The sequence below is a fragment of the Halobiforma nitratireducens JCM 10879 genome, assembly GCF_000337895.1.
Classification (GTDB): Archaea; Halobacteriota; Halobacteria; order Halobacteriales; family Natrialbaceae; genus Natronobacterium; species Natronobacterium nitratireducens.
The window spans coordinates 19,904-41,014 of record NZ_AOMA01000080.1 but is presented as its reverse complement, the minus strand read 5'-3'; the positions used below and the strand labels follow the sequence as shown (position 1 = coordinate 41,014).

Sequence of the window (21,111 nt, the reverse complement as noted above, 5' to 3'; positions counted from 1 at the left end):
GTCACACTATCCACCGGATTTCTCTGACTGGTAGTCACAACGATATCTAGTCAGACGGCGCTACACTCTGCTAAACTAGAACGGATGGGCGCACCGTACCCGACGTCGAAAAGACCGGTTTTCGGGGGTCGAAAGGACTCGCCGTTTGTCGTTCGTCACCCGAGCAGACGAACGGGGACGATGCCTCTCGTCGTTTCCACCGCGTCGCGACAGTACCGTCCTGCGGTCAGTCCGCGTTCTCCTCGGGAAGGATGCGGACGGTCGTTTTACCGGTGAGCCCTTTTTCCTCGGGCTCGTCGACGTTGATCTCCGCACCGATCGTGTGTTCTCCGGGATCGACTTGCTCCCACTCCGTTTCGGAGACCCGAACGAGTTGGTCCCAGCGCTTCCGCACTTCCTTTCGTTCGCCACGATCGAGGACCAGTTCGCCTTCTTCGTCCGGCGGGTCGTGGACCGGTACCTTCGAGGCTTCGGCGAAGCCATCGACCGTCCACGACCACAACAGCGGCGAGTTCGTCGAAATCGCGACCGGGGTCGGAAGCGGATTCCGTAACGTCACCTTGAACCGAATCGGCTCCCCGAGGGCGAACTCGTCTCGCGGAGTCGAAACCGTCACCGACACCGCGCGGTGTCTGAGTCCCTGCGGGAGAACCCGTCGGCTCCATGCGGTCGAATTTACCGACCGCATCGCCTGGATCTTGTAGGATTTGTCTTTTTCGCTGGGAGTGAACGGTTCGTCGTCCCGGCGAAGCGCTCCCGAGTCGTATATCCGACGCACTGGTGATAGCAGGGACGGTGAAAACTAAAACGTTCGGATCGGGTCCGATTCGTACCGCTCGAGTGCTCTGACGTAGCGTCTTCCCGTCGAAAGGGAAAAACGGAAATCGAGCGAAGCCGGTCGACGACTACGTCGTTAGTCGTCCGCGATCGCGCTTCCGGTCGCGTCGCTGTCGTCACCCGCTCCCGAATACCGCTCGCGCTGGTGTTCGAACTCCTCGTCGTACAACAGACACGAGATCCGGTGAGTGTCCCCCGTCGGGATGCGGTCCGGGTTGAACTGTTCGCACGGGGATTCGAACGCCGAGTTCATCTGCTTGCGGGCGTCCTCGATGTTGCCGGCGTGGAGTTCGTCGATCGTCTGGGAGAGAACGAGTTCCGCCTCGCGATCCCCGACGTTCTCCGGGAGGTCGAACTCGGAACGCACCAGGTCGTCGAACTCCGTCCCGGAGACCGCCGTCGGATCGACCCGTTCGGTATCTCCACCTTCCTCGGAGATGTCCGTCACCGACTCGACGTTCTCTGCCTCGGCGAGCCGGAGCTTGAAGTCGACGACCGAGCGCCAGACTTCCTGCTCGAGGTCGTACTCCTCGGGCTGGATGATCTTCGGACACCGTGTGTGGAATCGACAGCCCGACGGCGGGTCGAGCGGCGACGGGACGGTTCCCGGCAGGAGGATCTGGTCGCCTTCCCACAGCGGGTCGGGTTCCGGAATCGCCGAGAGCAGCGCCTCCGTATACGGATGGTACGGCGGCGAGAATATCTCCTCGGTGGTACCGATTTCGGCGAACTCGCCGAGGTACATCACCGCGATCCGGTCGGAGATGTGCTCGACCACGCTCAGGTCGTGAGCGATGAAGATGTACGACAGGCCGAACTCCTCTTGGAGGTCCTCGAGTAGGTTGAGGATCTGAGCCTGGACACTGACGTCCAGTGCGCTGACCGGCTCGTCACAGATGATGATCTCGGGGTCAACCGCGAGCGCACGGGCGATACCGATCCGCTGGCGCTGTCCGCCGGAGAACTCGTGGGGATAGCGGTGTGCGTGGCTCGCGTTCAGTCCGACGGTCTCCAGCAGGTCGTAGATGCGCTCGGTCCGTTCTTCACCCTCGGCGATGCCGTGAATGTCGAGTGGCTCGCCGATGATGTCGCCGACGGTCAGTCGCGGGTTCAGACTCGAGAACGGGTCCTGGAAGATGTACTGCAGGTCCGTTCGCAGGTCTCGAAGTCGGCTGTCCGAGACATCGGTCAGGTCGACCTCCTGTCGTTCCGGCTCGCCCGGTCCGTCGATGTTTTCGACGGCTTCCTGGTAGTAGACCGACCCATCGGTCGGCTCGATCAGTCGAAGCAGAGTCTGTCCGAGCGTACTCTTTCCACAGCCACTCTCCCCGACGACACCGAGGGTTTCGCCTTCGTACAGCTCGAGGTCGACGCCGTCGACGGCTTTGACCCACTGCGTGCGACCGAGAATGCTGTCGATGACGCCGCTACTGCTGTCGTAGTACTTCTGAAGTTCCTCTGCGCGCAACAACGGCGTCTCGTTTGGCTCAGTCATCGGTATCACCGTCCATTCGTGACTGCCCACTCGCAGGCGAGTTCGCGTTCGCTACCGTTGCTTCGACGTCACCGGCCGCGGCGTCGCGAATTTCCACCGAGTAATCGAGCCCCTCTCGAAGCTTACCCGTGTACTCGTGGCAGGCGGCGACGTGGTCGGTGGTCGACTCCACCCCCTCTTCGAGCTGTCCAGTGTCGGGGTCGACGAGCTTGGGCTCCGTTCGGGTACACGATTCTTCGGCGTACGGACACCGTGGATGGAAGCTACAACCCGACGGCAACTCGACGAGGTCTGGCATCGTTCCGGGGATCGTCTGTAGCCGTTCCCGTTCGTCCCCGATACGCGGGATCGAACTCATCAATCCGACGGTGTAGGGATGTTTGGGATCGTAGTAGAGCTCCTCGACCGGAGCTTTCTCGACCGGCGCGCCCGCGTACATGACCATCACTCGGTCACACACTTCCGCCACGACCCCGAGGTCGTGGGTGATGAGCTGGATTGAGGTGTCGAACTCGTCGGCGAGCTGTTCGATCTCGTCTAGAATCTGAGCTTCGATCGTGACGTCCAGTGCCGTCGTCGGCTCGTCACAGAGCAGCAGGTCGGGGTCACACGATAGCGCCATCGCGATGACCGCTCGCTGTTGCATCCCCCCGGAGAACTCGTGGGGGTAATCGTCGTACCGCGTTTCCGCTTCCGGAATACCGACCCGGTCGAGCAACTGGATCGTCCGTTCTCTCGCTTCCTTGTCGCTGTAATCGAGGTGATGTCTGATCGCCTCGGAGATCTGCTCTCCGACGGTGTAGACCGGATTGAGTGCGGTCTGGGCGTCCTGGAAGATCATCGCGATCTCGTTGCCCCGGATCGTCCGGAGCTCCTCTTCGCTCATCTCCAGGAGATCCTCGCCCTTGAACAGGATCTCGCCGCTCTCGATCTGTCCGGGGCTCTCGATGAGCCGCATCAGCGAGAGCGCAGTGACGCTTTTGCCAGCGCCGGATTCGCCGACGACACCGAACTTCTCGCCGCGCTCGATCTGATACGAGAGGTCGTCGACCGCAGTGACGACCCCCTCTTTCGTGTAGAACTTGACCGTCAGATCGTTGACCTCGAGCAGGGACATCAGGCACCACCTCCCTGTTGGCCAGCGCCGGTCTCCTGGGCGTCGAGCGCGTCGTTGATGCCGTCACCGATCATGTTCATCGCCATCACGAACATGAAGATGGCGAGACCCGGGAAGACGGTCGCCCACCAGGGGATCGCGCCGTCAGGCCCCTGGATGAGGGTTTCACGGGTCTGGTCGAGCATGGTACCCCACTCCGCCGTGCCCGGCGGCATGCCGAGCCCGAGGAATCCGAGCGCGGCGACGCCGATGACGACCGTCCCGATGTTCAGCGACGCGACGACCAGCAGCGGCGGCATCGCGTTGGGGACGATGTGTCTGAAGATCACGGACTTGTCACGTGCACCGAGGGCTTTCGCAGCCATAACGTACTCGTTCTCTTTGATCTTCAGCACCTCGCCACGGATAAGTCGAGCGTAACTCGCCCAGCCGACAAGCGAGAACGCGAGCACGAGCTGCCAGTAGCCACCGCCGAGCATCGCGACGATGATAAGCGCCATGACAAGGAACGGGAACGCGAAGATCGTGTCGACGAAACGCATCATGATCTCGTCGATCCAACCCCCGTAGTAGCCCGAGATCGCACCGTAGATCGTTCCGAAGGCCGCCGTGATCGCGACGACGACGAAGCCGATGGAGATGCTGTATCGGCCGCCGTACAGAATGCGCGAGAACAGGTCACGGCCGGAGCCGTCCGTTCCCATCAGGTTCTGCATGGACGGCGGATCGTAGACGCCGACCGTCGGGTCCTGGAGATAGAGAATCTCCGTCGGGTCGTATGGTGCAAGCGAGAACGGCTGGATCGGGACCCCCATCACCGAGATCGGTCGCGAGAAAATCGCCAGTAGCGACAGTAACGCGACGACGGTGAGACCGATGAGGGCGGTTCTGTTGCGCTTGAACCGATGCCAGCCGCGTTGCCATCGGCTCTCTGTTTCGCCGCCCGAGTCTTCGGTCCAGTCCGAAAGCGGTTCTCGCTGTTCGACCTGTTCCGGGTCGAACCCGGTAATCTGTATTCGTCCCCGTTCCGCCGATATCTTCCTAGTCATATCTGATTCTCGGATCGAGTGCTGCGTACAGGATGTCCGCTACGAGATTCGCGATGATGATGATGACACCGACAAACAGCGTGATCGCCATGATGAGGTTGATCTCACGCTGCTCGATCGCATTAACCAGTTCCATCCCCAATCCGGGCCAGTTGAAGACGAATTCGACGACGACGGACCCGGAGATGATACTCGCGGTCAGCGTCGCGGCCAGCGTGACGACCGAAATCAGGGAGTTGCGAAGCACGTGCTTGAGCACGACCTGTCGTTCGGGAAGTCCCTTCGCCCTGGCCGCAGTTACGTACTCTTTGTTCAGTTCTTCGGCCATCGACGTCCGCATGACACGCATCATCGCTGCCGCCGACGCGGTCCCGATCGTGATCCCGGGAAGAACTAGGTACCACAGCATCTCGGGATGGTACAGCGGTAGCCGGGACGGTGCCAGCACCGGCCACCAGCCGAGCCACATCGACCCGATCAGGATCAACATCAGACCGAGCCAGAAGTTCGGGATCGAGATACCCGAGAGCGCCAGGAACCGACTGACGGTGTCGCCCAGCTGGTCTTTGTTGACCGCCGCGTAGATACCGGTCGGGATCGCGATTATCAGCCCGAACACCCAGCCGAAAAGCCCGAGTGCGATAGTCTCGGGAAGGCGGGTCATGATGACTTCGGAGACATCTCGCCCGGAGCTGATGACCTCTCCGAAGTCGCCGGTCAGGACGTTTTCCATCCAGGTCATGTACTGGTGCCAGATCGGCCCGTCAAGCCCGTATCGTGCCCGGAGCTGTGCCTCCTCGCTCGGGCTCATGTCGGGATTCAACCCGACCATCTGGTCGATCGGATCGCCAGGTGTCAGGTGAACGAGCGCGAACGTGATGACCGATACACCGAACAGTATCGGAATTATCGATATGAATCGTTTCAGTATGAAACGTCGTAAGCTCATGATGTATACATATCCACTAAACCGCGGAGTGATTCGGACGGCTACGACCAGTTCCCCTTACAGATCGTAGTCGTCGACCACTTCTTCGAGCAGTTCTTCGGCGCGTTCAGGGTCGTACTCGTTGTACGGTCGAATCTGTTCCTCGAGTGCGTCGGGATCTACCGTCCCGAGCTCTTCGGCGAGTGCCGGAACGTCCGTCCAGGCGGGAACAGCCCAGCCGTTGAAGACGTTCTCGGTGATCTGTTCCCGGGGAACGAGGTGGTTGACTGCCTCGCGGAGACGCGAGTCGTCCCACGGTTCGACGTTGACGGGGTACTGGATGTAGTCGTAGCTGCCGGCCTCGACGGCCTCGACGAGGAACTCGTCGGACTGATCGAATTCGTCGAGGGTCCCGGAGGCGAGACCGAACGTAGCGTCGATCTCCTCGTTCTGGAGCGCACCGGAGCGGGTCGCGTCGTCCGGGATGATCTCGAACTCGATCTCCTCGACGACGGGACCGTCGGGGAACTCCGCAGGCCCGTCGTACCAGTCGATCGAGTCGACGCCCTGTTGCTCGACCCAGTAGTCGTCGAACTTGGTGTACTCGGCGTACTGCTCGTCTACGAACTCATCGAACTCGTACGGACCGGTACCGACCGGATCGTTCCCCTGTCGCGGGTCCATGTCGCCGCCCTCGAGGTCGGCCTGTTCCAGCGAGTGGATGTAGACGCCGGGGAGTTCGCGCTCGGCTTCGGCGTCGGGAACCTGCGCATAGAGGTTGACGGTGTACTCGTCGACTTCCTCCGCGTGCAGTACGGAGTCGAACGTCTGGGCCGACAGGTCGGAGTTTTCGTAGCGCTCGTAGGTCGCGACGACGTGCTCTGCGGAGAGTTCCTCGCCGTTGTGGAACTCGACGCCTTCGCGGAGCTCGTACTGGAACTGCATCCCGAAGGTCCCGTCGTCGACGGCGTCGGCCGCTTCGTCGGGGGTGAGGACGCGGACTTCGTCGTCCGTGAACGGATTGTCATCGGGGTGTTGGATGATGACCTGCTCGTCGGTACCGAGGACGCCGTCTTCGTCGGCGTCGACCGAGATCATGTAGTCCTCGTAGTCCTCCCGCTCGATGTCTTGCATCTCGACGAGCTCGTAGTCCTCGGCGAGCCACGGGTAGAGGTTGCCGTCGGCGTCGGAGGTCACGAGCTGTTCGAAGATGAACTCCTGGGCCATCGTCGAGGTCGTGTCGTTGCTGTACGGCACGTCGAAGGAGTCGACGTTCGCACCGGCTCCGATCGTGAGCATGCCGCCCTCCTCGAGATCGCCGAGGTCCGTATCGTCCGGATGGGACCCTTCGTCGCGATCGAGCCAGGAAACCTGTTCGTCCTGGGGAGCGTACAGCCCGTAGTCGAACAGCCCCTCGGTGAACGGATACGTGCTGTAGCCGTGCAGGTCCGCGCTGATGACGGGCGCGAGGAGGTCGAAGTGCGTGATCGAACTGTACCGGTTCTCGGCGAGGTGCTGCCAGATCTCGTCGTAGCGCTCGGCACGGAGCTCCGAGTCTTCCACGACGTCCATGTCGAACCGGGCACCCTCGAGCAGATCGTCGAGTTCGTCGTCGCTGATACCCTGGAGGTTACAACACTGTCCGTGGTTGTCCGACTGGTGAAGCGCGTCGGCGAAGCTCTCGGGGTTGAACGTCCCGGAGAGGCCGATAGCAGCGATGTGACCGTTCTCGGCGTATTCGGTGTCGAGAACGCGCCCAACGTACGTGTTCCACTCGTAGGTCTCGATCGACGTGTCGAAGTAGCCGGTCTGTTCCATCGACTCGGCGATCAGCTCGACCATCTGGACGCGGTCGTCGTTGTCCGCGTTGACTTCCAGCTGGACCTCGAACGGAGCGTCGCCGTCTCCGTTTCCGTTACCGAGGCAGCCGGCGACTGCGATAACCCCAGCACCGCCTACCCCCTGCAGGACTTGACGTCGGTTGACATTACGTCCCGACTGATTGTGTTTCTGCACCATGGTTCTCTGATGTGGAATGCTTCCTTATAGATGTATTGTTTTTCTCCTTCGTTCCGGTAGCTATGTTTTCCTCAGCGCCCGAATTTCACAAACAGCACCCCCGTTTTCTCACGTTCTAGTGTGATACTGTACAAAAGTCCCGACTGTGAGCCAGACCTGACCAACGAGTTTAATATCATGTAGCGCCATCGGCGGTCCCGTCCCACCGGGTATCGGCACCGGTTCGTCGTGGCGGCGTCGTCCGCCCGGGCAGGATCGTGAAACCGACGTTCGTCGGGCCCTATCGAGGGTCTTCCGCCTGCGTTCCGATCTGGACGTTCTCGAGTGAGACCACCCGTGTTCTCGGCGGTTCGGTGTCGATGTCAGTCTCCAGTTTCGTCGACGATGACGACTTCGCCGTCGACGACATCGACGTTGATCAGCGTCTTGACGTCGTAGCCGGCGTCGTCGACTTTGTTCTCGCCGCCGACTTTCTTGATGACTGCGACGGTATCGACGACTTCAGCGCCGATCTCGTCGAGTGCGGTGAGGACGGACGCGAGCGTTCCACCGGTCGACAGCACGTCGTCGAGGACGAGCACTCGTTCTCCCTCGCGAACGTCGTTGATGTACATCTCGTTCTCGGAGTAGCCGGTCTGCTGGGAGATCGCGACCTCGTGTTCGAGCCCGTACTCGCGCTTTCGGATCACGGTCAGGGGAATGTCCGTCATCAGCGAGACGGCCGTCGAGATGTGGATTCCCATCGCCGCGGGAGTGACGATTCGGTCGACGTCCTCGAGTTCCGCCTTGCGGATGATGCCGATGACGATCTCCCGGAGAAGTCCCGGATCGAGCTTCGGCAGCCCGTCGCTGATCGGGTGAACGAAGTAGTGGTAGCCGTCTTTCTCGATGATCGGCGCGTCGAGGAGCGACTGTTCTAGTTGATCCATGTCGTCGGTCGGTCGGTATCGGAGTAAAAGTTGACGATACGCCGCGCTGGTCGGCGTTCGAACCCGACACTCGTGACCGCCTCTCGAGCCAGGTCACGAGTCGGAAAGGCCCACTCCCAGTGCTTGGCGACCGACGCAATCGCCCGTCGCTCCGTTCGTCCATCACTGCCTCCGAAAACGTGAGAGAGCACTGAACCCGGTCGGAGACTGCTCTTCGTCGAGTTCCGGTCGGGTCCGACGACTACTCGTTCCCGTAGCTCAACTCCGGCGGTTGATCGCCGTGTCCGAGACGCATGTGGCGTTCGTGGTAGATGTGCGCGACGGCCGTCGCGGTAAACGTGACGGCGATAACTCCGGCCCAGGTCAACGGCGAGAGGATCGTCAACGGGTAGATACCGACCCAGAGCGCAGCGACCAGCGCACAGCTTATCGCCCCAAGCGAAAGGTACAGTTCACGCCAGGCGAACTCCCGCCCCGGAACGATCTCGAGGTAGACGCTGATGTCTCGAGTCCGATCGGTCGCTTCGATGACGCCGCGATCCGAGTCGAACGTGAGGATACCCGCTTCGTCCATCTTGGGAAGGTGAGTCTGCTGTAGCGTCGTATAGACCCGTTTTCGTTGTTCGGGTGTGACGCCCTCGAGGGTCGTCTCGTACTCCCAGGCAGCGATCTGCTGTGCGAGATCGCCGAGTTCGACCGGTCGATCGTCACGTTTCAGATAGTGGAGCACGTACCGACGCCGCTGGTTTCGCAACACTTCGAAGACCTCTCCCTTGGCGAGCTCGAGAGTCCGGCCATCCTCCTCGGCGGCGGTCGACTCCTCGCCGTTTTCTCCTGTCGGTGCCGATTCGGATTCGGATTCTGATTCTGATTCGGCCTCCGAATCACCCTCCGAGTCGTCGGTCTCGGCGTCAGTGCCGTTTCCCACCCGGTCATCGTCGCTATCGTTTCCTTCTCCGCCGTTGTTGCGCTGCTTTTGTGCCACCACGGATCACCTCTCGACGTCGATCGGGACTGCCCCCGATTCCACCCGTTCACGCATTAATTCGTGGCAGGAACCCCTCCTATATAATACCCCGCCTGCACCGTTCAGGCTGACGACAGTGTCCCGACCACGGCAGCAATGGAGTCGGCGATCTCGTCGGCGAGCCCCGACTTCGGCCCTTCGTAACGGGCTGCATCCTCCTCGTGGACGAATAGCGCCTTCGTTCGGTCCGAACCCATGACACTCGCGTCGTTGGCGACGACGAAGGCCAACCCGGCTCTCTCCAGCGTCTCGCGGGCCTGTGTGATCATTTCGCTCTCGTCACCGGAAGTCTCGGCTTTGAATCCGACGATCGGGATATCCGGCCTCGTGGCCCGAACCTCGTCGATCAGTTTCGGCGTCGACTCGAGGTCGAGACAGAGGTCCTGCCCCGAGCGGATTTTCTCCTCACTGCGCTCGACCGTGTAATCGCCGATGGCAGCCGCGGAGACGAGCACGTCGGCTCGACTTTCGTCGATACCGCTGTCTTCGTTCCCGTCTCTTCCGTCATCTCCTCGTTCTGCTTCGTCACCGAGACAGACGCTCCGCGTCGTCTCGAGCATCTCGGCTGCACGTTCGACCTGACGAACGTCGGCGTAGGGAACAGGATCGGCACCCTCGGTCGCCCGCTCGAGCGACTGTGGGCCGACGACACCGTGGACGAGCGTCACGTCGGCACCGCGGACGTAACAGGCCCGCGCCACGGCACGGCCCATCCGCCCGGAAGCGCGGTTCGTGAGTACCCGCACGGGATCAATAGCCTCGGCCGTCGCACCGCTGGTGACGACGACGTGCTCGCCCTCGAGCGCACCGTCTCCGGCCGCACGAGCGACGGCACAGCAGATCGCTTCCTCAGTCGCGATCTTCGCCTTTCCTTCCTCGATTCGCGGGTCGACGAAGTCGACGCCCCACGCGGCGACGGTGTCGATCGCCTCGAGGACGCCCGGATGGTCGTACATCGGCTCGTGCATCGCGGGGGCGATCACGACCGGCGTGTCGGCTCCCAGTGCCGTCGTCGCACACGTCGTCACGGGCGTATCGTCGACCGCACCGGCGATCTTGCCGACGGTGTTTGCCGTCGCCGGGGCGATCAGGAAGACGTCGGCCCATCCGTCCCGGCCACAGAGTTCGACGTGCTCGACGCTGCCGGTGATCTCGGTGACGACATCGTCGTCGGTCGCGAACTCGACAGCCCACGGGTGGACGATGCCTCGGGCACTGTCGGTCATCACGGCACGGACCTCGGCACCACGGCGTCGCAGTTCGTGGGCGAGTTCGACCGTCTTGACGGCCGCGATCGAACCCGTCACCCCGAGTGCGACGTTGACTCCCTCGAGCATTCGTCTCGAATTCTCACTCGGGGTATGTTAAGCGTAGCGGGGCGTCGTCGCGGTTCGAGCGGGAGAAGCAGTTACGTGTAGTCGTCGAGTACGTGCAGTTCGTACGCCTCCAGGGGTGCGGCGTCCTCGGGTGCTCGAAACCCGTCCGAACTGGCACCGAACCCGACCGTCTCGCCCGCCGCCGGCCCGAAGAGGACGTCGGAGCCGGTTCCGCGAAACGTCCCGTCCTCGTCGTAGATCGGCGCGACGACGACGAGTCGCTCGGCATCGGCCGCCGGCCCGGAGTCGTCGACCTCGAGTTCGCCAGCCACGTTGACGACATCACCGCCAGCCGACAGGTCTGCATTCCGGATCGTGACGCCGTCGACTGGCGAACTCGTCACCTGGGCGTTCGCGTCGTGGATCTCGGCTTCGGCCGTCTCGAGGTCGTCCACGTCGACTTCTCCCTCGAAGTAACACCGCAGCGTCGTCTCTCCCGGGAGCAACGCCACGACGCGTTCAGTCGTGCCCAGTACGTCGCCGTTTTCCGAGAGAAAGCGAACACCGATCTCGAGCCGGCCGTGAGGGACATCGCTTCGGTTCTCGACGTCGACCCGGTGCCACGGGGTCGCCGCCGTTCCGCTCCGTGGCGGCGCAGTCATCGATTCGGCGTCGACGAGTTCGACATCAGCGTCGCGGTCGCTCGGCAGGGCACCGATTCCGCCGTCTTCGCTCGCGTCGCCGTTCGAAGAACAGCCCGCGGTGCCAACCGCAACGCTCCCGGCGGCCGTTAACAGGAACCTCCGTCTCTCCATACTCGACGAAGGTGACAACCGGTGACAAACGTTACGGATGGAGGACCGGCCGTGGTCACGACGAGCCGGCCACTCACTCGTCGCTCGAGTCCGCGACGCTTGGATGCATCGTCGGCCGTTGCTCGAGCGGTTCCTCGAACGCCTGGCGCATCGTTTCGCGAGCCCTGGCGTCCCGTGCTCGCCGGTCCTCGTCGTCGATCTCCTCGCAGCCGGGCGGGACATCGCGACCGCGGTCGGTGAAGTAGCCCTCGGGCGTAACCCAGTCGTGATAGAAGTTAGCATCCGAGTCGTGGATGACCGCGAGGCCGACTTTCGCGCCGTGGCCGGCCGCGACGATCGTCTGGTGGGGTTCGCCGGCGATCCGACCGGCAGCGTAGACACCGTCGACCGCGGTCCGACCGCCGTCGTCGACCTCGAGGAAGTGTTTACTCCCGCGCTGTCGTCGCCCCACGTCTAGCGGAGTCAGGTACTCGCTGTCGGGCCAGGAAGCCGCGATCACGTGGCTCGCCTCGAGCGGCTCGCCACCGTCCGTCTCGAGGACGAATCCGTCCTCGGGAGCGGTCTCCTCGACCGGTTCGACTCGTTCGACCCGTCCGAGTTCGAACGTCGCACCCGCGTTTCTCGCCTGTTTGCGGGCGAGTTGCAGATACCGGCGGGCGTCGACTCCGTCGGGAAAGCCCGGGTAGTTCTCGAGGCTGGCGTTGCGCGCGAGGATGGACTCGCCTCCATCGACGACGAGCGTCTCCAGGCCCGCGCGGGCGGTGAAGATGGATGCGGCGAGGCCGGCGACGCCCCCGCCGACGATACAGACGTCTCGCATGGACGGCCGTTCGCGCGCCCGAGTATAGAACCTGCCGTCTCCTCTCTTCGTCGGAGCAGTCGGCTCGAACCGGACGGCAAACGCCGGAACGTGATAGCGAGGGAGAAACGCTTACTTTGGAACCGAACGTATGGCCGGTGTGGATCGAATTCTCCTCAGTACCGTCGCCTACCGTCCCCCCGAGGAGGCCTTTCCGTACGTGCGGTCGTTTACCGAGTACCCCCGCTACACCGAACACCTGAAAGACGTCAGTGTAAACGGCGACGGGGACGCCGGCTCGGTCTACGACCTGCGGTTTGCCTGGTGGAAACTCAGCTACACCGCCCGCTCGCGGGTGACGAACGTCTCCCCGCCCGAGTCCCTCCAGTGGCAGTTGGTCAACGACCTCGACGCCCACGGGGAGTGGCGGATCGAACCCGAGCCCGAGGCCGTCCCGGACGGCGGGGACGGTGACGGCGACAGCGAAACGGCGAGTCGAATCTACTTCGAGGCGAGCTACGACCCGTACTCCGCGAACAAAAACGCTATCTCCCTCCCCCGGTTCGTCTCGCTGGATCGGGTCGTCGACAAAGTCGAACCGCGGCTCCTGCGGGAGGCCGAAACAGTCGTCGAGCGTCTCGTGGCGGACATCGAAGGCAGAGAGACGCCCCGTGACGTCGAGCTGACGATCCACGAGATGCCCTAGCCCGCACAGGGCAGTTCCAGGGGGACGCGAGGCCGGCCGTCTCAGCCGTCGTCGTCGAGTGAGTCGACGACCACCACGTCGCCGCGCATGGTGATCCGGTGTGGTGCACAGACGTACTCGGCTAATTCCTCCGTTGCCGTAACGGTGAGCTCCCGCGTTCCGTCGTCGTCTTCGATGAGATCGGTCGCGTAGTCGTCGACGACCGCTTCGCTCTCGTCCCCGAGCTGGAAATTATGTACGGAACCGTCGCCGTTTTCGACAGTAATGGTATACTCCCGGCCTTCCTCGAGGACGAGGGGCGGATTCGTCTCAGCGGCGATGTGGTCGGGTTTGCTCCCGACCCAGCCGGAGGTCTGAGCCTCGAGCGTGATCTCGGTGACGTCCGTCCAGGCCGCGAAATCGACGATCGAGACCGTCTGGAGCGTGTTGGCTCCTTGCTCGGAGGGGTCACGAACCGCGGCCCGGATTTCGTACGTTCCGCCGGCGACGTCTTCGTTTTCGGTCGAGAGCGTACGTGCTTCGCCGATTTCCTCGAGTGCGTACGGTTCGCGTTCGTCGCTATCGCCATCCGTGCCTTCGTGCTCGGCCGGAACGACGAACACTGTCATCGCCTCGCTTCTGTCGAGGAGCGTGATTTCGACCGTTTTACGGTCCGTTCTGTCCACGTCGACTGCGGCGTCGGCTGGCGGACGGAACGGCTGTGACGGCGGTTCCCGGTACCACGCGTACCACTCGCCGTCGATCTCGACTGCGGTCACTCCGACACGCCGCTCGTATCGATGGTCGGCAGCTTCGAGTTCGAGATCGTACTCGAGTCGCCGTTCGGTCTCGACGGTTCCGTCGTCGAAGACATCCGGCGTGTCGGTCTCGTCGTCGGCCTCGCCGGCGAAGTCGATCGCGCGGACGGCGTCGGGTACCCAGATCCGTTCGTACGGGCCGGCTCCGTCGAATGGGGCATACGAAGCAGCCACCGCCGGCTCTCCGCGGGCGAGCGCGTCGAGCGTAGCTTCGCCGGTTTCTCGGGCAGCGGTCGGAACGTCGTGATCGTCGCTGTCGTCTCCAGTATCCTCTCGTTGGTCTTCGGCTTGGTCCTGGCTCCCCTCGGCGCTCTCGCTCGTGTCGCTCCCCTCACGATCAGCGGTCGGGTCGGGAGCAGCGTCGTCGAGACAGCCGGCGAGTCCCGCGAGCGTGAGACCACTGGCAGTCAGAAGATGACGTCGATTCATCTAGTTACCTTTCCGTCAGGACTCGACTCGTATAAAAGTATAGGTCGACCGAGACGATCAGGTCCATCCTCCGCCGGACCAACTGGCGTCGATCGCGTCGGTGACCCATCGAACGCGTGTATCGGCGGTTACAGCGAGTAGTCGTGGCTCCCGTCCTCGCTCACGAGGAACGCCTCGAGCAGGTCGATCGCCGCCGCCACGTCGTCGACGTTGGCCGTTTCGGTGACGGTGTGGAGGTACCGCGTCGGAATCGAAATCGCGCCGACGGGCTTTGCACCTGCCGTGTTCTGGAAGCCGGCCGTGTCGGTCCCTCCAGCGGGGAGAATCTCGAGTTGCTGTTCGATCCCTTCTTCGTCGGCGACCGACTGTAGACGCTTGTGGACTTTCGGGCTCGTGAGTACGCTCGAGTCTTTGAGTTTGATCGCTGCACCGTCCCCGAGCCGGGTGACGTGCTCGCCCTCGTCGAAGCCGGGCACGTCGTTGGCGACGGTGACGTCCAGTGCGATGGCGAGGTCCGGATCGACGTCGACACCCAGCGCCTTCGCGCCGCGTAGGCCGACCTCCTCCTGGACCGTCGCACAGAAGTGAATCGTCGCGTCGGGGTCCTCGATCCGGCGAGCTGTCTCGAGCATGGCGAACAGACAGACGCGATCGTCCAGGGCCTTGCCGGTGACCGTCTCGCCGACGCGTTCGGTGGTCTGATCCATCGTCACGAGGTCGCCAGGGGCAACGCGCTCCTCGAGTTCCTCATAGGGGATGCCCACGTCGACGAAGACGTCCTCGACTGCCGGCGTCTTCTCGCGCTCCGCCTCGTCGAGCGTGTGGGGTGGGGGCGAGCCGATGACTCCCGGCAGGTCGCCGTCGTCGGTGTGGACCGTCACGCGCTGGGCCTTGAGCACGCGGGCGTCCCACCCGCCCAGAGGCTCGAGTTCGAGGAAGCCGTACTCGTCTTCCTCACCCTCGACGTGGCGGACCATGAACCCGATCTCGTCCATGTGCGCTGCGACGCCGACGGAGAAGTCCGTCTCGCCGTCACCCTCCAGGGTGCCGACGACGTTGCCCATCGCGTCGGTTCGGACGTGGTCGACCGACTCCTCGAGTTCGGCGACGACGAGTTCCCGTACCCGATCCTCGTAGCCGGGGACGCCGCTGGTTTCGGTGAGGTCGCGAAGCAACTCGAAATCGAACGGAGTCTCGCTTGCCATACCTGGACGTGCGGATGGTTCTCATATAAACGCGTGGAAATTCCCCACAGCGGCCCTGATAAGAGGCATTAGTAATATCTAATGGCAGCCCACGGCGTCGATATCCGTGGCCGCGTCGGTCAGTCAGTTGTCGTTTCTTCCCCGCCCTACTGCGTCCTCAGAACGTGAATCGGTCTGCTGTGCGAACGAGAGTTCCGCTCTCGTCAACGCTACTCGCTCGCTTTGCTCGTTGCGACGTCGTCCGAAAATCGGAGATTTTCGGGATCACGAGACGCTTCGATTCCCGAGCGACTCTTCGAGAACGGGAACTCCACTCGACAACGTTGAACCGAGAGTCGCCGTCAGGTGGCGATAACCGTCGTCCGATAGGGACAGGAGTGGGGATTGGCGGGCTGGCGGGTCGGCTGGACTCGGGTTTCCATCCCAACCACGGAGTATTAACGGTTGCACTCGTAACGGACGTGTATGAGTAACGTGCGTGTTGCTGGGACGGGGTTGACCCCGTTCGGGAACACCCCAGAGCGGACGAGTCGTGACCTGTTCGCCGAGGCCACCGTCGCGGCGTTCGAGGACAGCGGCGTTCCACGCGAGGACGTCGACGCGCTTTTTTACGGGAATTTCATGGGCGAACTCTCCGAACACCAGGGCCACCAGGGACCCCTGATGGCGGAAGCTGCCGGCATCCAGGTCCCGGCCACCCGTTACGAGGCCGCCTGCGCCTCGAGCGGTGCGGCGATCCGCGACGCCGTCGTCCGTCTCCGGAACGGCGAAACCGATGTCGTCGTGGTCGGCGGTGCCGAGCGGATGACAAACCTCGGCACTGCGGGCGCGACCGAGGCGCTCGCCATCGCCGCCGACGACCTCTGGGAGGTCCGTGCGGGGATGACGTTCCCCGGAGCCTACGCGCTGATGGCCAAGGCCTACTTCGAGGAGTTCGGCGGGGAACACGAGGACCTCGCTCACATCGCGGTCAAGAACCACGAGAACGCACTGACCAACGAGAAGGCCCAGTACCAGAGTGCGATCGAGGTCGAAGACGTCCTCGAGGCCCCGCAGGTCTCCTCGCCGCTTGGCCTGTACGACTCCTGTCCGATCTCGGACGGAGCAGCCGCAGTCGTCCTGACCAGTGAGGCGTACGCCGAGAAACGAGACCTCGAGGCTCCGGTCGCGATCACCGGCACCGGTCAGGGCGGCGACCGGATGGCGCTGCACGACCGGGACCACCTCGCGCGCTCGCCGGCTGCCCGCGAAGCCGGCGAGGAGGCCTACGCCGATGCCGGCGTCTCCGCGACCGATGTCGACCTCGCGGAGGTCCACGACTGCTTTACCATCGCGGAAGTCCTCGCACTCGAGGCGCTCGATATCGAACAGGTCGGCGAGGGGATTTCGGCGGCTCGCGACGACCGGACGACCGCCGACGGCGAAACGCCGGTCAACCTCTCCGGAGGTCTGAAGGCGAAAGGCCATCCCGTCGGCGCGACGGGCGTCTCCCAGATCGCCGAAGTTACGAAACTGTTGGCTGGTGACCACCCCAACAGCACGCACGTCCCCGACGCGACGACCGGCGTCGCACACAACGCGGGTGGAACGGTCGCCAGTGCGACGGTTCACGTCCTCGAGGAGGTGGCCCAGCCATGAGCGACGCCAAAGACGACGTTCAGGACGCCGGCTTCGACGACTGGTTAGACGCCGCCGAGGACGGCGAGGCGTACTACTTCGAGTGTCCCGACGGTCACGGCTCCCTGCCGCCACGACGGGTCTGTCCGGAGTGTGGCGCGACCGACCTCGAGCAACAGCCCGTGCCGGAAACGGGCGAAATAGCGACGTTTACCGTCACGCACGTCCCGACGCCGGCCTTCGAGGACGACGCGCCCTACGCGACGGCGATCGCGGACTTCGGTCCCGTCCGGATTACCGGTCAGGTCGTCGGCATCGATCCCGAGACGGTCGGGAACGGACTCGAGGTCGAAATCGACGTGACGGTCTCCGAAACGACGGACGAGCGAGTGGTTTCGTTCCGGCCTACGTAGCCCGACGGTTCGTCCCGTACCGGCCCCGATCTCGAGTCACGCCCCGGGTTCGGGGACGGCCGTCACTCCTCGAAATCTGCGTCGGGGTCCGCCCCGGCGTGTAACAGTTCTGCGGTCAGGTACTCGACGAACTTCGTCGGGTGTTCGGCGTGTGGCAACTGCGTCGCGTAGTCGATGACGACGAGGTCCAGGTCCGCCGCCTCGGCGAGGTCCCGGCCCTCCCGTAGGGGAACGAGCTTGGCATCCCGCCCCCAGACCAGCGTCGTCGGCGTCTCGAGGGCTGCCAACTCGGTCGCCAGATCGAAGTCGGGGTCGAGGGTTCCTGCTGCGAACGACGCCGGCGCGTACCGCGCGCCGGGCTGGTGGGCGCTGTTCCAGGCGTGGGCGATCTGGTCTTCGTCGATCCGGTCGGGATCGTAGTAGCCGTCCCGACCGTAGAAGCGCTTGATCGACGGCTTGCTGGCGATCACGTTGTAGACCGTCGTTCCGACGATCGGCGACCGGAGGAGGGTTCGCAGCCACGGCCGCTCGGGCGCGGTTTCGTCGGTCGGACAGACCAACACGAGCTGGTCGAACTCGGTTTCGTCGGCCGCATCGGTCGCGAACGCGCCGGTTAGCGAGGACGCGACGACGATCGGGCGCTCGAGTTGGTCGGCCGCGAAGTCCCGCAGGAACTCGGCGTACAGCGTCGGCGAGTAGACCAACGGCGGCCGCTCCGACCGTCCGAAGCCGGGGAGGTCGACTGCGACGACGCGGTAGTCTTCGGCGAGCCGTTCGACGACGGGTTCGAACTCGTGACTGCTCGCACCGGTGTAAATCCCGTGACACAGCAGCATCTCGGGGTCGTTCGGATCGCCGGCGACGGTGTAGGTCGTCTCGATCCCCCGCCAGCGGTAAGTTCGTTCGACACCGGGCAGCGGGTTCTCGAGGTCGCCAGCGCGGTTGGTGAGCAACCGGTTCCCGAGGACGGCGGTGCCGACGGCACCGACGGCCCCAGCGAGGACTGTTCGGGCTTTCATACGTACCAGTTAGGCAAGCACGCTCTTAGAATTGCGGTTGTCATTCGGCACGTGGGAACCGTGCCCTCGTCGTGGTCGAAACGGTCCCGACGACGGTGAGACGATATCGATATCGACCTCGAGCTCGCCGTCAGTCCCGCTCGAGCTCCGCGAGAGACGCTTCGACCGGATCGAGCAACTCGTCGGCGATCGTGTAGGGGTCGGTCTCGCCGTTGCGAACTGCCTCGGCGAGGTCGTCGACGCCGCCGGCACGCTCGAGTTCGTCCTCGAGGAGGCCGTGGACGTCCTCGCGCAAGAGGGTGCGGATCTCCTCGGCGTAGCGCTTTCGGGCCATCTCCGCACGGGTGCCGGAGTCGACGAGGTACGTCTGGTGGTTCTCCAGCTCGTCGATGAACTCCTCGACGCCGACGGCACGGGTGGCGACGGTCTCGACGATCGGCGGGACCCAGTCGTCGGTGTCGCCAGCGTCGGTATCGCCGCCGTCCCAGTCGGCGTGTGCCTCGTCGTCCGGGTGGTCTTCCAGCATTGCCATGGAGTCGGCACCGTGGTGGCCGCCGGACATACTGACGCTGTCTCCGGCGTCCATCGCGACCATATCCCGGAGCTCCTGGACCGTCCGGTCGGCACCGTCGCGGTCGGCTTTGTTGACGACGAACACGTCGCCGATCTCGAGGATGCCGGCTTTCAGCGTCTGGACGTCGTCACCCGATCCCGGCGGGACGAGCACCGCGACGGTGTCGGCCGTCCGGACGATGTCGATCTCGTTTTGTCCGGCACCAACGGTCTCGATGATGATCTTGTCCTTGCCGAAGGCGTCCATCGCCTTGACGGCGTCTGCGGTCGCCGTCGAGAGCCCACCCAGTGTCCCGCGGGCGCTCATCGAACGGACGAACACGTCCATGTCCCCGATGGTCGATCCCATCCGGATGCGGTCGCCGAGAACCGCTCCGCCCGAAAACGGCGAGGAGGGATCGATCGCGATGATGCCGACCGTCTCGCCGCGCTCGCGATAGGTCTCGGCGAGTTTGTCGACCAGCGTCGATTTCCCCGCACCTGGCGAGCCGGTGATCCCGATGACGTCGGCTTCGCCGGTGTGGGCGTACAGCTTCGAGACGAGATCCCGGTAGCCCGGCGACCGGTCCTCGATCTTCGAGATAACCCGCGCCAGCGCCCGGTGTTTCCCCTCGAGCAGGTCCTCGAGCAGCCGTTCGTCGTCGCCGGTCATCGCTCGGGTGCGTTGTCGCGGACGAACTCGATCGTCTCCTCGATCGACGTACCGGGGCCGAAGATGGCCGCGACACCCTCGTCTTTCAGTTCCGGTCGGTCTTCCTCGGGGATGACCCCGCCGACGAGGACGAGCGTGTCGTCGGCGGCGTCGTACTCCTCTAACCCGTCGATGATCTTCGGAACGAGGGTGTTGTGTGCACCCGAGAGAATGGAAATCCCGAGGACGTCGACGTCCTCCTGAACGGCGGCCTGCACGATGTCGTCGGGAGCCTTGTGGAGTCCCGAGTAGATGACTTCGAATCCGGCGTCACGGAACGCACGCGAGATGACGTGTGCACCGCGGTCGTGACCGTCGAGACCGACCTTGGCGACGAGACACCGGATCGACTCGCCTTCCTGTTCGCTACTCATACCCCCACGTTCCCGGGCCGGATGTTTGACTTTAACGGAAGTTGGTGCACGTTGAGCAACCGAATTCGCGTCGAACCGCCGGAGTCGACGACCGACCTCCTTCGACGACTGACTCTCATACCGACAGCCAATACCCCGAACCAAAGGCTAAAGAGCGAAACTACCGAACATTCTGTCAATGACTATCGTTCGTCTACTGCGGAGGGATCTCTCGTGGGCGTCGAAATAAAAGAAACCAGGGTGTCCGACGCCGAGTTCGAGGAGATGAAGACGTTCGTCTTCGACTACCTCGCAGCGAGCGTCGAGAAAGAAGAGGAGGGTGGCCGCATGCGCTGGTACCCATGGCACTCCGCCGAGTACCGGCACAACCACATCCTCAACGTGGTCGATCTCGCGGAGGAGATCGCCCGCGAGGAGGGGGCAGACGTGGACGTGACTCGCGTGGCCGCGCTCTTTCACGACGTCGCGAAACTCGAGACCGATCAGGAACTCCACGCCGAAGCCGGCGCTCGCGTCGCTCGCGAGTACCTCGAGTCACGCGCGGACTACCCCGAATCGTTCATCAAACAGGTGTGTCGTGCCGTCGAACACCACTCCTATCAGGGTGACTTAGACGACCTCGCGCTCGAGACACAGTGTCTCATCGAGGCCGATCTGCTCGACAAGATCGGGGCGAACGGCACCGCGCTCATGCTGTTGCGGATGGGGTACGAGGCCCGCACACACATGGACGCCGACGAGATGGTCGACCGCGTTCTCGAGCGGGGCTACGACGCGGCCTCACGCGTCGAAAGCGATACGGCCGAGAGCATCGCCCACCAGCGACTCAAGCGCGTGAAGTGGTTCAAGGAGTGGCTCGAGGACGAAATCGCAGGCCTCGGTGATTGACGAGTCGGCTCGGCCTCGAGCACTCGAGGTCGGTTGTCAGTAGCGAGTAGCCAGTAGCCAGCAGCCAG

At 63.5% G+C, this 21,111-nt stretch carries 20 protein-coding genes; 4 read left to right on the top strand and 16 right to left on the bottom strand.

Annotated features, from left to right (window positions below; translation table 11 throughout):
* Window positions 1-226: 226 nt before the first annotated feature.
* The 11 genes from C446_RS08195 to C446_RS08145 form a co-directional block, all read right to left on the bottom strand.
* Window positions 227-778 carry a hypothetical protein gene (locus tag C446_RS08195; protein WP_006672623.1) on the bottom strand — a complete coding sequence of 184 codons (552 nt, stop codon included), beginning with the start codon at window positions 776-778 and terminating at the stop codon, window positions 227-229.
* Window positions 779-913: 135 nt separating this feature from the next.
* The gene (locus tag C446_RS08190; protein WP_006672622.1) at window positions 914-2,332 is read right to left on the bottom strand and encodes an ABC transporter ATP-binding protein; all 1,419 of its coding nucleotides are present in this window, start codon (window positions 2,330-2,332) and stop codon (window positions 914-916) included.
* Complete coding sequence (locus C446_RS08185) at window positions 2,325-3,449, bottom strand: ABC transporter ATP-binding protein (protein WP_006672621.1); 1,125 nt, start codon at window positions 3,447-3,449, stop codon at window positions 2,325-2,327. The genes C446_RS08190 and C446_RS08185 overlap by 8 nt, the downstream gene beginning before the upstream one ends.
* Entirely contained in the window at window positions 3,449-4,498 is a 1,050-nt protein-coding gene (locus C446_RS08180; protein WP_006672620.1) for an ABC transporter permease, read from the bottom strand. The genes C446_RS08185 and C446_RS08180 overlap by 1 nt, the downstream gene beginning before the upstream one ends.
* Entirely contained in the window at window positions 4,491-5,447 is a 957-nt protein-coding gene (locus C446_RS08175; protein WP_006672619.1) for an ABC transporter permease, read from the bottom strand. Before C446_RS08175 ends, C446_RS08180 begins: the two co-directional genes overlap by 8 nt.
* A gap of 57 nt (window positions 5,448-5,504) precedes the next feature.
* Window positions 5,505-7,445 (bottom strand): ABC transporter substrate-binding protein, encoded by a 1,941-nt coding sequence (locus C446_RS08170; protein ID WP_006672618.1) that lies wholly within the window; start codon window positions 7,443-7,445, stop codon window positions 5,505-5,507.
* A 362-nt stretch (window positions 7,446-7,807) separates the two neighbouring features.
* Complete coding sequence (hpt, locus tag C446_RS08165) at window positions 7,808-8,374, bottom strand: hypoxanthine/guanine phosphoribosyltransferase (RefSeq protein ID WP_006672617.1); 567 nt, start codon at window positions 8,372-8,374, stop codon at window positions 7,808-7,810.
* Window positions 8,375-8,615: 241 nt separating this feature from the next.
* A complete protein-coding gene (locus C446_RS08160; RefSeq protein ID WP_006672616.1) occupies window positions 8,616-9,359 on the bottom strand; it encodes a DUF7344 domain-containing protein in 744 nt (247 codons plus the stop codon).
* 104 nt (window positions 9,360-9,463) lie between these two features.
* Window positions 9,464-10,738: a bifunctional phosphopantothenoylcysteine decarboxylase/phosphopantothenate--cysteine ligase CoaBC gene (gene coaBC / locus C446_RS08155; RefSeq protein WP_006672615.1), complete on the bottom strand. Its 1,275-nt coding sequence runs from the start codon at window positions 10,736-10,738 to the stop codon at window positions 9,464-9,466.
* Window positions 10,739-10,809: 71 nt separating this feature from the next.
* Window positions 10,810-11,532: a hypothetical protein gene (locus C446_RS08150; protein ID WP_006672614.1), complete on the bottom strand. Its 723-nt coding sequence runs from the start codon at window positions 11,530-11,532 to the stop codon at window positions 10,810-10,812.
* Window positions 11,533-11,605: 73 nt separating this feature from the next.
* Window positions 11,606-12,352, bottom strand: coding sequence for an NAD(P)/FAD-dependent oxidoreductase (locus C446_RS08145; protein WP_006672613.1), 747 nt, complete (start codon window positions 12,350-12,352; stop codon window positions 11,606-11,608).
* Between the two features lie 139 nt (window positions 12,353-12,491).
* Between C446_RS08145 and C446_RS08140 the strand changes: the two genes are divergently transcribed.
* Entirely contained in the window at window positions 12,492-13,037 is a 546-nt protein-coding gene (locus C446_RS08140) for an SRPBCC family protein (RefSeq protein ID WP_049920105.1), read from the top strand.
* A gap of 41 nt (window positions 13,038-13,078) precedes the next feature.
* On the opposite strand, the gene C446_RS08135 is transcribed toward C446_RS08140, so the two are convergent.
* Complete coding sequence (locus C446_RS08135) at window positions 13,079-14,263, bottom strand: cupredoxin domain-containing protein (RefSeq protein ID WP_006672611.1); 1,185 nt, start codon at window positions 14,261-14,263, stop codon at window positions 13,079-13,081.
* Between the two features lie 128 nt (window positions 14,264-14,391).
* Window positions 14,392-15,468: a M42 family metallopeptidase gene (locus tag C446_RS08130; RefSeq protein WP_006672610.1), complete on the bottom strand. Its 1,077-nt coding sequence runs from the start codon at window positions 15,466-15,468 to the stop codon at window positions 14,392-14,394.
* Between the two features lie 465 nt (window positions 15,469-15,933).
* Here C446_RS08130 and C446_RS08125 point away from each other — a divergent pair, with 465 nt between their 5' ends.
* Both C446_RS08125 and C446_RS08120 read left to right on the top strand, forming a co-directional pair.
* Complete coding sequence (locus C446_RS08125) at window positions 15,934-17,106, top strand: thiolase domain-containing protein (RefSeq protein WP_006672609.1); 1,173 nt, start codon at window positions 15,934-15,936, stop codon at window positions 17,104-17,106.
* Window positions 17,103-17,498, top strand: a complete 396-nt coding sequence (locus C446_RS08120; protein WP_006672608.1) for a Zn-ribbon domain-containing OB-fold protein — start codon at window positions 17,103-17,105, stop codon at window positions 17,496-17,498. The genes C446_RS08125 and C446_RS08120 overlap by 4 nt, the downstream gene beginning before the upstream one ends.
* Before the next feature lie 62 nt (window positions 17,499-17,560).
* On the opposite strand, the gene C446_RS08115 is transcribed toward C446_RS08120, so the two are convergent.
* The 3 genes from C446_RS08115 to C446_RS08105 all read right to left on the bottom strand — a co-directional run bounded on the left by C446_RS08115 (window position 17,561) and on the right by C446_RS08105 (window position 20,155).
* Complete coding sequence (locus tag C446_RS08115) at window positions 17,561-18,517, bottom strand: alpha/beta fold hydrolase (RefSeq protein ID WP_006672607.1); 957 nt, start codon at window positions 18,515-18,517, stop codon at window positions 17,561-17,563.
* A 130-nt stretch (window positions 18,518-18,647) separates the two neighbouring features.
* Window positions 18,648-19,742, bottom strand: coding sequence for a methylmalonyl Co-A mutase-associated GTPase MeaB (meaB, locus tag C446_RS08110; RefSeq protein ID WP_006672606.1), 1,095 nt, complete (start codon window positions 19,740-19,742; stop codon window positions 18,648-18,650).
* Window positions 19,739-20,155: a cobalamin B12-binding domain-containing protein gene (locus C446_RS08105; protein ID WP_006672605.1), complete on the bottom strand. Its 417-nt coding sequence runs from the start codon at window positions 20,153-20,155 to the stop codon at window positions 19,739-19,741. Before C446_RS08105 ends, meaB begins: the two co-directional genes overlap by 4 nt.
* 213 nt (window positions 20,156-20,368) lie before the next feature.
* On the opposite strand from C446_RS08105, the gene C446_RS08100 reads away from it, so the two are divergent.
* A complete protein-coding gene (locus C446_RS08100; protein WP_049920102.1) occupies window positions 20,369-21,043 on the top strand; it encodes an HD domain-containing protein in 675 nt (224 codons plus the stop codon).
* Window positions 21,044-21,111 lie beyond the last annotated feature (68 nt).

Coding starts and splice junctions, on each gene's coding strand:
- C446_RS08190 (WP_006672622.1), bottom strand. CDS start 2,332: ATGACTGAGCCAAACGAGACGCCGTTGTTGCGCGCAGAGGAACTTCAG.
- C446_RS08185 (WP_006672621.1), bottom strand. CDS start 3,449: ATGTCCCTGCTCGAGGTCAACGATCTGACGGTCAAGTTCTACACGAAA.
- C446_RS08180 (WP_006672620.1), bottom strand. CDS start 4,498: ATGACTAGGAAGATATCGGCGGAACGGGGACGAATACAGATTACCGGG.
- C446_RS08175 (WP_006672619.1), bottom strand. CDS start 5,447: ATGAGCTTACGACGTTTCATACTGAAACGATTCATATCGATAATTCCG.
- C446_RS08170 (WP_006672618.1), bottom strand. CDS start 7,445: ATGGTGCAGAAACACAATCAGTCGGGACGTAATGTCAACCGACGTCAA.
- hpt (WP_006672617.1), bottom strand. CDS start 8,374: ATGGATCAACTAGAACAGTCGCTCCTCGACGCGCCGATCATCGAGAAA.
- coaBC (WP_006672615.1), bottom strand. CDS start 10,738: ATGCTCGAGGGAGTCAACGTCGCACTCGGGGTGACGGGTTCGATCGCG.
- C446_RS08150 (WP_006672614.1), bottom strand. CDS start 11,532: ATGGAGAGACGGAGGTTCCTGTTAACGGCCGCCGGGAGCGTTGCGGTT.
- C446_RS08145 (WP_006672613.1), bottom strand. CDS start 12,352: ATGCGAGACGTCTGTATCGTCGGCGGGGGCGTCGCCGGCCTCGCCGCA.
- C446_RS08135 (WP_006672611.1), bottom strand. CDS start 14,263: ATGAATCGACGTCATCTTCTGACTGCCAGTGGTCTCACGCTCGCGGGA.
- C446_RS08130 (WP_006672610.1), bottom strand. CDS start 15,468: ATGGCAAGCGAGACTCCGTTCGATTTCGAGTTGCTTCGCGACCTCACC.
- C446_RS08125 (WP_006672609.1), top strand. CDS start 15,934: ATGAGTAACGTGCGTGTTGCTGGGACGGGGTTGACCCCGTTCGGGAAC.
- C446_RS08120 (WP_006672608.1), top strand. CDS start 17,103: ATGAGCGACGCCAAAGACGACGTTCAGGACGCCGGCTTCGACGACTGG.
- C446_RS08115 (WP_006672607.1), bottom strand. CDS start 18,517: ATGAAAGCCCGAACAGTCCTCGCTGGGGCCGTCGGTGCCGTCGGCACC.
- meaB (WP_006672606.1), bottom strand. CDS start 19,742: ATGACCGGCGACGACGAACGGCTGCTCGAGGACCTGCTCGAGGGGAAA.
- C446_RS08105 (WP_006672605.1), bottom strand. CDS start 20,155: ATGAGTAGCGAACAGGAAGGCGAGTCGATCCGGTGTCTCGTCGCCAAG.